At 71.2% G+C, this 11,549-nt stretch carries 9 protein-coding genes and 1 pseudogene; 5 read left to right on the top strand and 5 right to left on the bottom strand.

All coding sequences use genetic code 11. The annotated features are described in order from the left end of the window. Positions 1–233 precede the first annotated feature (233 nt). The gene (locus PV343_RS22165) at positions 234–1,355 is read right to left on the bottom strand and encodes a DUF4190 domain-containing protein (protein ID WP_319148703.1); all 1,122 of its coding nucleotides are present in this window, start codon (positions 1,353–1,355) and stop codon (positions 234–236) included. Positions 1,356–1,456: 101 nt separating this feature from the next. Between PV343_RS22165 and PV343_RS22170 the strand changes: the two are divergent. Then, positions 1,457–2,586: pseudogene (locus PV343_RS22170) on the top strand (adenosine deaminase). Positions 2,587–2,605: 19 nt separating this feature from the next. Continuing rightward, positions 2,606–3,352, top strand: coding sequence for a glycerophosphodiester phosphodiesterase (locus tag PV343_RS22175; protein WP_319148704.1), 747 nt, complete (start codon positions 2,606–2,608; stop codon positions 3,350–3,352). A gap of 18 nt (positions 3,353–3,370) precedes the next feature. On the opposite strand, the gene PV343_RS22180 is transcribed toward PV343_RS22175, so the two are convergent. Then, a complete protein-coding gene (locus PV343_RS22180; protein ID WP_319148705.1) occupies positions 3,371–4,888 on the bottom strand; it encodes a fibronectin type III domain-containing protein in 1,518 nt (505 codons plus the stop codon). A 375-nt stretch (positions 4,889–5,263) separates the two neighbouring features. Between PV343_RS22180 and PV343_RS22185 the strand changes: the two genes are divergently transcribed. Further along, on the top strand, positions 5,264–5,767 hold the full coding sequence (locus PV343_RS22185) for a hypothetical protein (protein ID WP_319148706.1): 504 nt from the start codon (positions 5,264–5,266) through the stop codon (positions 5,765–5,767). A gap of 89 nt (positions 5,768–5,856) precedes the next feature. On the opposite strand, the gene PV343_RS22190 is transcribed toward PV343_RS22185, so the two are convergent. From PV343_RS22190 to PV343_RS22200, 3 genes are all read right to left on the bottom strand, one after another. Next, positions 5,857–6,384 carry a hypothetical protein gene (locus tag PV343_RS22190; RefSeq protein ID WP_319148707.1) on the bottom strand — a complete coding sequence of 176 codons (528 nt, stop codon included), beginning with the start codon at positions 6,382–6,384 and terminating at the stop codon, positions 5,857–5,859. A gap of 69 nt (positions 6,385–6,453) precedes the next feature. Then, positions 6,454–7,647: an ABC transporter substrate-binding protein gene (locus tag PV343_RS22195; RefSeq protein ID WP_319148708.1), complete on the bottom strand. Its 1,194-nt coding sequence runs from the start codon at positions 7,645–7,647 to the stop codon at positions 6,454–6,456. Positions 7,648–7,867: 220 nt separating this feature from the next. Next, complete coding sequence (locus tag PV343_RS22200; protein ID WP_319148709.1) at positions 7,868–9,307, bottom strand: gamma-aminobutyraldehyde dehydrogenase; 1,440 nt, start codon at positions 9,305–9,307, stop codon at positions 7,868–7,870. A 205-nt stretch (positions 9,308–9,512) separates the two neighbouring features. On the opposite strand from PV343_RS22200, the gene PV343_RS22205 reads away from it, so the two are divergent. Beyond that, positions 9,513–10,034: an Lrp/AsnC family transcriptional regulator gene (locus tag PV343_RS22205; protein WP_020942526.1), complete on the top strand. Its 522-nt coding sequence runs from the start codon at positions 9,513–9,515 to the stop codon at positions 10,032–10,034. 2 nt (positions 10,035–10,036) lie between these two features. Continuing rightward, positions 10,037–11,401 carry an aspartate aminotransferase family protein gene (locus PV343_RS22210; protein WP_319148710.1) on the top strand — a complete coding sequence of 455 codons (1,365 nt, stop codon included), beginning with the start codon at positions 10,037–10,039 and terminating at the stop codon, positions 11,399–11,401. Positions 11,402–11,549 lie beyond the last annotated feature (148 nt).

Below are 11,549 nucleotides of genomic sequence, written 5' to 3' on the forward strand. Positions count from 1 at the left end.
CATGGCCGGCGCCACGTCATCGCGGGAGCCGCCGGCGGAGGCGTGACCGTCACGGTGTGACATCGCAAGGGTCGGTGGGACCGGGGCGTGCCCCGACTCGCCACTCAGCGGAGCTGCGGAAGTCCGGGGGCCGGCGGCATCGCACCCCTCGCCGAGAGGCGGGGGTGCGTGCCCTGGGCGGTCCGCGCCGCCTGCCGGCCCATCGCCGGGGAGCCGGCCAGCCCCCGGGCGGCTCAGTGGTAGTACGCGATGGCGAAGGCGAGAAGCCCCAGCATCAGGACGATGCTCGCGGCGCCGCAGATGATCCCGGCGAGGGCCACGCCCGGGTTGTCCGCCTCGCCGCGGCGGGCCTTGGCGCGGCCCAGGGAGCCGAGGACCACCGCCAGGATCGCCATCACGATGGCCAGCGGCCAGGCACAGAAGCCGACCACCGACAGGATGCCCAGCACCAGCGCGGCCGTGCCCATGCCGTTGTTCGGCTGCGGCTGCATGCCCGGCCAGCCGTAACCGGCCGCCGCCGGGTAGGCGGGGATGCCGGGTCCGCCGTAGCCCGGGGGCGGCTGCGGGGCCGGGTAGCCGTACGCCGCCGGCGCGCCCGGATAGCCGTACGGCACCTGGCCGGGGCCGTCGGGGGACATGGGCGGCGGCGGGACGGGGACCGATTCCTGGGGCTGGGCGGCGGCGGCCGGGGGCGGCGCGTACGGGTTGCCGAGCCCGGCGGGGGCCGGCGGGACGTAGGGGTGCACCGGCGCTCCGGCCTGAGAGCCGGGCCCGGGCGGCGCGAACGGGTTCGCGGGCGTGCCGGAAGGGGGCGCGAACGGGTTCGTGGCTGCGGCGGCGGGCGGCGCGGGCGGCATGTCGGCAGGGGGCGCGAACAGGTTCGCCTGACCGGGCGCGGACGGAGCGGGGGCCGGTGGGGCGAAGGGGTCGGCCGGCTTGGCCCAGGCCGGGGGCACCGGGTCGGCGGGCGCGTCCGGGGCGGGCAGGGAGGCGACCGTCCGCTGGTCGTGGACGGGGGGCTGCGGCGCGGGAGCCGGGGCGGCGGCCTCGCCGGCGGGAGCGGCCGAAGGCCCGGAGAAGGGGGCGGCGGCCGAGACGTCGGAGACGACCGTGGCGCCGGCTCCCTGCGGGCTCACCCGAGGTGCCCACGGATCGGCCTCCACGCCCACGCCCGCGGCCGGCGCCGGCGTCGACGGCGCCCCGTCCGGTGCGGACCGCTCGGCCCCGGCGGAGTCGACGGGCTCCCGCCCGCTCCCCTTGTCCAGGGAGACCCGGGGCGCGGAGCCCTCAGGTGCCACGGACCCGTCGCCGGCGCCGTACTCCGGCGGTATCGGCTGCGGCACCTGCTCTGACATGGCTCAGGACCCCCCTGTGTCGGACGTCCGGCCATGCTACGGGCGAGGCCGGGACCGTCGAGGCCGGGGGCCTACGATGACCTCGAGTCACCGATCAGCCGATCACCCGCGCCCGGACCACGGACCCAGGTCCGCGGGCGCCGTTCCCGGGGAGGAACCCTTGTCCGACCGCAGCTCCGTACCCGCCGTCGGCACGCCCGACCGCGATCTGCACGCCTTCATCGCCGGACTGCCCAAGGCCGAACTGCACGTCCACCACGTCGGCTCCGCCTCCCCGCGCATCGTCTCGGAACTGGCCGCCCGCCACCCCGACTCCAAGGTGCCCACCGACCCCGAGGCCCTGGCCGACTACTTCACCTTCACGGACTTCGCGCACTTCATCGACGTGTACCTGTCGGTCGTGGACCTGATCCGCACCCCGGAGGACGTCCGGCTGCTGACCTACGAGGTGGCCCGGGACCTGGCCCGCCAGCAGGTGCGGTACGCCGAGCTGACCATCACCCCGTTCTCCTCGACCCGCCGAGGGATCGACGAGCTGGGCTTCATGGCCGCGATCGAGGACGCCCGCAAGGCCGCCGAGGCCGAGTTCGGGACCGTGCTGCGCTGGTGCTTCGACATCCCCGGCGAGGCCGGCCTCGAGTCCGCCGAGGAGACCGCGCGCCTGGCGACCGACGACCGGATCCGCCCGGAGGGCCTGGTGTCGTTCGGGCTCGGCGGCCCGGAGATCGGCGTGCCCCGGCCGCAGTTCAAGCCCTACTTCGACCGCGCCATCGCGGCCGGGCTGCACTCCGTCCCGCACGCCGGGGAGACCACCGGGCCGCAGACGGTGTGGGACGCGCTGACCGACCTGCGCGCCGAGCGCATCGGCCACGGCACGAGTTCCGCCCAGGACCCCGCGCTGCTCGCGCACCTCGCCGAGCACCGCATCCCGCTGGAGGTCTGCCCGACCTCCAACATCGCCACCCGCGCGGTCCGCACCCTGGACGAGCACCCGATCAAGGAGTTCGTCCGGTCCGGTGTGCTGGTCACGATCAACTCCGACGACCCGCCGATGTTCGGCACCGACCTCAACAACGAGTACGCGGTGGCCGCCCGCCTCCTCGACCTCGACGAGCGGGGCCTGGCCGACCTGGCGAAGAACGCCGTACGGGCGTCCTTCCTCGACGCCCCCGGCAAGTCCCGGATCGAGGCCGAGATCGACACCTACACCGCCGCCTGGCTCGCGCCCTGACGCACCCCACAATGGGGCCATGCAGAACGTGACCGCCGTGGCCCACCGCGGCGACCCCTACCGGTTCCGCGAGAACACCCTCGACTCGCTGCGTTCCGCGCTCGCCCTGGGCGCGGACGCGGTCGAGGTCGACGTACGGCTCACCCGCGACGGCGTCCCCGTGCTGCTGCACGACGAGACGCTGCGCCGACTGTGGACGCACGACCGGCCGCTGCGCGCGCTGTCCGCGAACGAGGTGCGCGGACTCACCCGGGGCGCGGTGCCGACGCTGGCCGAGGCGCTCCTGGCGACGGAGGGCAGCCGGGTGATGATCGACCTGTGCGGGCGGGTCGACCGGCGGTCCGTGGAGCGGACCCTGGACGTCGTACGGCAGTGCGGGGCCGGGGACCGGGTGTACTACAGCGCCCACGCCGAGGCCGTGCTCGCGGTCCGGGCCGCCGATCCCGCCGCCGAGATCGCCCTGACCTGGACCTCGCTCGCGCCGCCCCGTCCCGCGGTGCTGGACGCGGTGCGCCCGCGCTGGCTCAACTACCGCTTCGCCCTGGTCGACCACGACCTGGCGGCCCGTGTCCACCGTGGCGGGTACCTGCTGTCCGTCTGGACACCGGACACCCGCCGCTCCATGCGCCGCCTCCTGGACGTGGGCGTCGACTCGATCACCACGAACCGCGTCGACGTGCTCACCGCCCTGCGGGGCGAGATCCTGCGGGACGACACCGTTCGGGACGACACCGTCCGGGACGGCATCGTGCGCGACGCGCGCTGACCGTCGTGGCCTTCCCGTTCACTTCCGGGCGGCCGCGGTCACGGCGTGCGGCGCCGAGCGCGGCACGGTGTTCCTGCCGTCGGTGACGGTGACCGTGTACGTGTGCCGGGAGCCGGGGGTGACGGAGTCCGTGTAGGTCATCTCCGGCAGCTCCCAGTCGGTGGAGCGCTGCTTGCGCGAGGCCACCAGGACGCCGTCGCGCCGGATCCGGTACGTCAGCTCCGCGTCGTCGCGGTCCCACGTGGCACGCCAGGTGAGCGTGATGCGCCCGGCCTTGTCGCTGCGAGCGGCCGGTTCGGGTGCCGCCAGCGGAGCGGTGTTCCCCGGCCCGGACGAGAACCGTGTCAGACCCTGCTGGGGCCGGCCGTTGACCGTGGTGAACTCGCCGCCCGCCCACAGGATGCCCTTGGTCATCACCAGAGCGCGCGGGCCGATTCCCTCGCCGAGTCCGTCGTCGGTGTCGGGGAACCAGTGCAGGATGCGGCTGTCACCGACGGACTGGGCCAGGAAGTGGCGGCGGCGGCCGTCGGGGAAGCCGCCGGGGGTGCGCATGCAGTAGTGGGCGTGGGAGGCGCTGTAGAGAACACCCCGGTCCACCACGACGGCCTGGGTGGCGCCCTGGCAGTAGTCCTTCCAGACCATCGAGCCGTCGGACAGCCGCCCGGCGATGCGGCCGTCGAAGATCCCGGTCCCCCGGCCCTCGGCGGCGACGTAGAAGTTCGTGCCGTCGCTCGCCAGCGCCTTCACCGAGGACCCCGTGGGCAGCCAGCCCGGGAACGAGGCGGCGGTCGAACCTCTGGACGGGTCCAGGGCGACCAGGGCCTGCTGCGCCTCACCGTTGACCTGGTGGAAGTCACCGCCGACGAGGAGCTTTCCCTGCCTGGGGGGCACGAGCAGGGCGCGTACCGGCTCGTCGATGTGCGCCTTGAGCGGGAGCAGGGAGCCGCCCGGTCGCAGGGCCGCGAGGTACTGCCTCCCGCGGCCGTCGACGGTGAGGAAGTCGCCGCCCAGGTACACCGTGTTTTTGGTGGTGGCGATGGCGCGGACCGTGGCCGCGACCGCGGGGCGGAAGTCCGCCCGCAGGGAGCAGCCGGCCGTGTCGAGCGCGACCGCGCTGGACACGTTCGTGTCGTCGACCTTGCCGAACGATCCGCCGACGTACAGCACCTTGCCGTCGCTCGACGCCTTCAGGGCCCGTACCGTCGCCTCGCCCTCGGTGAAGGAGTGGGCGCACGGCAGCAGCCGGCCGGTGACAGCGTCGAACGCGGCGAAGTTCTTGCGGGCGACCGCCTTCTGGCCGGGCTTGGCGCCGGGCGGACGCACGCTGTCGAAGGTGCCGCCGACGTACACCACACCGCGCGCGTAGGCGACCGACCAGACGATGCCGTCGGTCTGCCAGGTCGGCAGCGCGGCGGCGGTCAGGGTCTGCTCGCTGCGGGCCGGCGCCTTTTCGCTGCGCGCCGGTGCGCCGTGGGCGGTCGTGAGCGAGGCGGCCGCGAGAAGGGCCACGGTGGAGGTGCCGGTGACCAGCCTCACCGTGTTTTTCCTCAGACGCATGAGACATCCCGGGGTGGAGGAGGGGTCGACCGGCGGGGAAGAAAGCGCGACAAACTATACGTAATGCACACACTGACGAGCTGACCGCCGATCAGAACCTCGGCGTGTGTCGCCCGACCGCGATGCCGAGCAAGGGTCGGCATTCACCCTGACGGCCTGTTATGGGCTCGGATGGAGCAGGAAAGGCATGCCACGGGAGTGCCGGGACGAAAGCGGTGGAAACGTTCAGGGCGCCCTCGGTGGACTGGAGTCCCGGACTCGAACTCTCGACGGAACACCTGCGAGAACTCCCCCGTGGGCGGCCCAGGACAGGTGCCCGATGCAGGAACGCAGCAACAAGGAGGAGTACTCGTCATGCGAGTGACCACCCGATCGAAGACCCAGTCGCGACGCCCGAGATGGGGAGCGCGGTTCACCGGCGTCGGCATGGCCGCGGCCGTGGCCCTCGGCATCGCCGCCGGCCCCGCGGCGGCCGCCGAGGTGCCCCCCATCTTCGTCCCCGGCAACCCGGCAGCGGTCTGCCCCGACGGCTCGGACGCGCTTCGGGTGAACCCGTCGACGACGCCGCAGACGTTCCACATCGTGCTGCCCGACGGCGGGACGGGTGACGTGACCGTCACGTTCTCCAACGGCATCAAGGACGTCGACTTCAGCATCGCGCAGCCCAACACCCTCGCGGTCCGCCAGGTCACCGTGAAGGGCGGCGACAACGCCAACCGCTACCTCTACGACGCGGTGACCGGCTTCCCGAACGGCATCGACAGCGACTCGGGGCTCATCTCCCCGCTCAACAACGGCGGCCAGCTGCCCGACGTGAGCCACGCGGACTTCTGCTTCATCCGCGACAACTACAGCTGACGCGACACGCGTCGGCGCACTTCGCACAGTTCACCGGCCGGGGCCCGTCCACGGGCCCCGGCCGTGTGCTGCCCGGACGGCCTCACCCCTCATACAGCGGGCACCGGCCTCGCGGCCGTCGCTCCGTCGAGCGCCTCCAGCCGCTTGATCTTCCGGCGCACGATGTACAGCGGGACGACCCCGAACACCCCGAACGACATGTCGATCAGGCTCCACCAGAAGGGAATTCCCCGCACCGGACCGCAGATGAGCGCGAGCGGGACGATGCCGGCGCAGGCGATCATCCCGAACTCGACCACCCAGATGTTGCGGACCGGGTCGCGGTACGGCCCGTAGAAGGCGACGGCGATGACGAGATGCGCGAAGGCCAGCCAGTCCGTCCCGTAGAGCACGAACGGATGGTCGGCGTCGACGGCGTCGAGCCCCTCCCGCACCCGGGAGATCCACCGCACGAGCCCGGGCAGCCACTCCGACACCGACAGCGCCCGCAACCCGCCCTCGACCCAACGCAGTTCGTGCACCAGCGGAAAGGCGGTGGCCCCGCTGAGCGCAAGACACACGACGAAGAGACCCAGCCACACACGAATGCCCTTGAGCAGGGCAGCTCTGTCGCTCATGACAACAGCGTACGCCTTGTTTTGAACACGTTCAAAAGGCATCCCGCCCGGCAGGGCGCGCAGTTGCCCCTAGAGCCCCACGATCTTGTTCCACCGCTGGGCGAACTCCACCCGTTCCGTGGACGTGATGTCCCGCGCGATGGCGAGGCGTTGCCGCATCGTGTCGTCGGGGAAGATCAGGGGATTGGCGGCCAGTGCGGCCGTGTCCTTGTCCTTGGAGGCGGCCAGGACCTCCTTGGCGGCGGGGACGGGGCAGACGTAGTTGACCCAGGCGGCGAGCTTCGCGGCGACCGCGGGGTCGTAGTAGTAGTCGATGAGCCGCTCGGCGTTCCTCTTGTGGCGCGCCAGGTCGGGGATCATCAGGGAGTCGGACCAGAGTTCGGCGCCCTCCTCGGGGACGACGAAGCGGATGTCGGGGTTGTCCGCCTGGAGCTGGATGACGTCGCCCGAGTACGCCTGGCAGGCCAGGACATCGCCGCTGACCAGGTCCTTGGTGTAGTCGTTGCCGGTGAAGCGGCGGATCTGGCCGCGCTTGACCTCCCGTTCCACCTCGTCGCACACCTGGTGGAAGTCGTCCGCCGTCCACTTGGTGATGTCGACGCCGTTGCCCTGCATCAGCAGCGCGAACGCCTCGTCGAGGCCGGACAGCAGGGTGACCCGGCCCCTGAGGTCGTCCGCCCAGAGGTCCTTCACGTGCCGGATCTCGCGGCCGAGCTTGCGGCGGTTGTAGGCGATGCCCGTGATGCCCGACTGCCACGGCACGGTGTAGTTGCGGCCCGGGTCGAAGGCGGGCGAGCGCAGCAGCGGGTCGAGGTACGTGGCGACGTTCGGCTGGCGCGCGCGGTCCATCCGCTGCACCCAGCCGAGCCGGACGAAGCGCGCGCACATCCAGTCGCTGATGACGATCAGGTCCCGGCCGGTCTGCTGGTGGTTCATCAGCGCGGGGCTGATCTTGCCGAAGAACTCGTCGTTGTCGTTGATCTCCTCGACGTAGTCGACGGAGATCCCGGTGCGCCGCTCGAACGCTTCCAGCGTGGGCCGCTTGTTCGGGTTGTCGTCGTCGGTGTCGATGTACAGCGGCCAGTTGGCCCAGGTCAGCTTGCGGTCGGCGGTGGAGGCGTCGGCTCCGGCCCGGTCGCCCGGCTCGACGTAGGCGGCGGGCACCCCGCAGCCGGCGAGGGCGCCGAGCGCGGCGGTCCCGCCGACGGCGCGCAGGAACGAGCGACGGGTCGGCGGCGGCTTGCTGGTGGAGGTCTCGGGCACACCCGAAAGGATGCCTCCGCGGCGCGCGGGCGGACAATCGACGCTGCGTCGAGTGCGCCGGAGCGGACCCGACACCTTGTCGACCGGCCCCACGGCGGGGCGGTTACGGCCCCCGGACGACGAAGGCCCGCGTCCGCACGACGGCAGCGGCCCCCGGGCGGGGAGGTGATCCCGTCCGGGGGCCGCACGATCCGGTCCTGTCCCCTGCGCGGTTACGCGGTTACGCGTCCAGCGAGGTCATCACGTGCTTGATGCGCGTGTAGTCCTCGAAGCCGTACGCCGACAGGTCCTTGCCGTAGCCGGACTTCTTGAAGCCGCCGTGGGGCATCTCGGCGACCAGCGGGATGTGGGTGTTGATCCACACGCAGCCGAAGTCGAGCTTCTTGGACATGCGCATCGCGCGGCCGTGGTCCTTGGTCCACACCGAGGAGGCGAGGGCGTACTCGACGCCGTTGGCCCACTCGACGGCCTGGTCCTCGTCCGAGAAGGACTGGACGGTGATGACCGGGCCGAAGACCTCGTTCTGGATGATCTCGTCGTCCTGCTTCAGGCCGGAGACGACGGTGGCGGCGTAGAAGTAACCCTTGTCGCCGACCTGCTGACCACCCGCCTCGACCTTGGCGTGCGCGGGCAGCCGGTCGATGAAGCCGGAGACCTGCTTGAGCTGGTTGGGGTTGTTCAGCGGGCCGAAGAGGACGTCCTCGTCGTCCGGCTGGCCGGTCTTGGTCTCGGCCGCGGCCTTGGCGAGCGCGGCGACGAACTCGTCGTGGATGGACTCCTGGACGAGGACGCGGGTCGCGGCCGTGCAGTCCTGGCCGGCGTTGAAGAAGCCCGCGACGGAGATGTCCTCGACGGCCTTGGCGATGTCGGTGTCCTCGAAGACGACGACCGGGGCCTTGCCGCCCAGCTCCAGGTGGACCCGCTTGACGTCCTTGGAGGCGGACTCGGCGACCGACATGCCGGCGCGCACGGAGCCGGTGATGGAGGCCATGGCCGGGGTCGGGTGCTCGACCATCGCGCGGCCGGTGTCGCGGTCGCCGCAGACGACGTTGAAGACGCCCTTGGGGAGGATCGCGCCGATGATGTCGGCGATGAGGACGGTCGAGGCGGGGGTGGTGTCCGACGGCTTGAGGACGACCGTGTTGCCCGCGGCGATGGCGGGGGCGAACTTCCACACCGCCATCATCATCGGGTAGTTCCACGGGGCGACCTGGGCGCAGACGCCGACCGGCTCGCGGCGGATGATCGAGGTCATGCCGTCCATGTACTCGCCGGCCGAGCGGCCCTCGAGCAGCCGGGCCGCACCCGCGAAGAAGCGGATCTGGTCGACCATGGGCGGGATCTCCTCGGAGCGGGTGAGCCCGGTGGGCTTGCCCGTGTTCTCCACCTCCGCCGCGATGAGCTCCTCGGCCCGCTCCTCGAACGCGTCGGCGATCTTCAGGAGGGCCTTCTGCCGCTCGGCGGGGGTCGTGTCGCGCCAGGCCGGGAAGGCCGCGGCGGCGGCCGCCATCGCGGCGTCCACGTCCGCCTGTCCGGACAGCGGAGCGGTGGCGTACGCCTCGCCCGTCGCGGGGTTGACCACCTCGGTGGTCCGTCCGTCGGCGGCGTCCCGGAACTCACCGTCGATGTAGTTGCGCAGACGACGCAGCTCGGTGCTCACTGCCGGCCTCCTGATCTGGTTCGAGGGTTCACGCTGTCCAGCCCCGGGCCGCCGATGCGGTTGTCCGAAGGCTGAGACACCCACCCTAATCGGCATACCCACGTTTTCAACACCCCCATCGCCACCCGTTCTGCGAAATCCGCAAGTCTCGTCCTCAGAAACAACGAATTTCATCGCTGCGACCTTGCAAAACTGTCGAGACGTCGTGCACAGTGAGGTCGTGGCCAGTCGAAGCGCAGACCAGAGGGACTCGCCCCGCGAGTCCAGGAACGGCAACAGCCCCCAGCTGGACGCCGTCTCCCTCGCCATCATTCAGCAGCTCCAGGAGGACGGCCGCCGGCCGTACGCCGCGATCGGCAAGGCCGTGGGCCTGTCGGAGGCGGCCGTGCGCCAGCGCGTCCAGAAGCTGCTGGACCAGGGCGTGATGCAGATCGTCGCCGTCACGGACCCGCTCACCGTGGGCTTCCGCAGGCAGGCGATGGTCGGGATCAACGTCGAGGGCGATGTCGAGTCGATCGCGGACGCGCTGACCGGCATGTCGGAAGTCGAGTACGTGGTGATGGCCGCGGGCTCGTTCGACATCCTCGCCGAGATCGTCTGCGAGGACGACGACCACCTGCTGGACGTCATCAACCGACGCATCCGGGCCCTGCCCGGCGTGCGCTCCACCGAAAGCTTCGTCTACCTGAAGCTGAAGAAGCAGACCTACATGTGGGGAACCCGATAACCGTGAGCCAGAAGGACCTCAGCCGCACCGCGTACGACCACCTGTGGATGCACTTCACCCGCATGTCCTCGTACGAGAACTCCCCCGTCCCGACCATCGTCCGGGGCGAGGGCACCTACATCTACGACGACAAGGGCAAGCGCTACCTCGACGGTCTCGCCGGTCTGTTCGTGGTTCAGGCCGGTCACGGCCGCACCGAGCTCGCCGAGACCGCCGCCAAGCAGGCCCAGGAGCTCGCGTTCTTCCCGGTGTGGTCCTACGCCCACCCCAAGGCCGTCGAACTGGCCGAGCGCCTGGCCCACGAGGCCCCCGGCGACCTGAACAAGGTCTTCTTCACCACCGGCGGCGGCGAGGCGGTCGAGACCGCCTGGAAGCTCGCCAAGCAGTACTTCAAGCTGATCGGCAAGCCCACAAAGTACAAGGTCATCTCCCGCGCGGTCGCCTACCACGGCACCCCGCAGGGCGCCCTGTCCATCACCGGTCTGCCGGGCCTGAAGGCCCCCTTCGAGCCGCTCGTACCGGGCGCGCACAAGGTGCCGAACACCAACATCTACCGCGCCTCGATCTTCGGCGACGACCCCGAGGCCTTCGGCCGCTGGGCCGCCGACCAGATCGAGCAGCAGATCCTCTTCGAGGGCCCCGACACCGTCGCCGCGGTCTTCCTGGAGCCCGTGCAGAACGCCGGCGGCTGCTTCCCGCCGCCCCCCGGCTACTTCCAGCGCGTGCGCGAGATCTGCGACCAGTACGACGTGCTGCTCGTCTCCGACGAGGTCATCTGCGCCTTCGGCCGCCTCGGCACGACGTTCGCCTGCGACAAGTTCGGCTACGTCCCGGACATGATCACCTGCGCCAAGGGCATGACCTCGGGCTACTCCCCGATCGGCGCCTGCATCGTCTCCGACCGCCTGGCCGAGCCGTTCTACAAGGGCGACAACACCTTCCTGCACGGCTACACCTTCGGCGGCCACCCGGTCTCCGCCGCGGTGGGCCTCGCCAACCTCGACCTGTTCGAGCGCGAGGGCCTCAACCAGCACGTGCTGGACAACGAGGGCGCCTTCCTGAAGACCCTGCAGAAGCTGCACGACCTGCCGATCGTCGGCGACGTCCGCGGCAACGGCTTCTTCTACGGCATCGAGCTGGTGAAGGACAAGAACACCAAGGAGTCCTTCAACGACGAGGAGACCGAGCGCGTCCTGTACGGCTTCCTCTCCAAGGCGCTGTTCGACAACGGCCTGTACTGCCGTGCCGACGACCGTGGCGACCCGGTGATCCAGCTCGCCCCGCCGCTGATCTCCAACCAGGAGACCTTCGACGAGATCGAGCAGATCCTGCGCGCCACCCTCTCCGAGGCGTGGACGAAGCTCTGAGCCCCCACCGAAGGCTCTGATCATCCGACTGGATGACCGGTGCCGGCCCCGGTGCCGTCCGTTCGAGTGAGAACGGCGGCCCGGGGCCGTGTGCTGTCCGGCCTCCCCGCGACGGCTGCCTAGCGTTCCAGTGACCGATCGGCCCTGC

The organism is Streptomyces sp. WI03-4A, from assembly GCF_033792105.1.
Taxonomy (GTDB): domain Bacteria; phylum Actinomycetota; class Actinomycetes; order Streptomycetales; family Streptomycetaceae; genus Streptomyces; species Streptomyces collinus_A.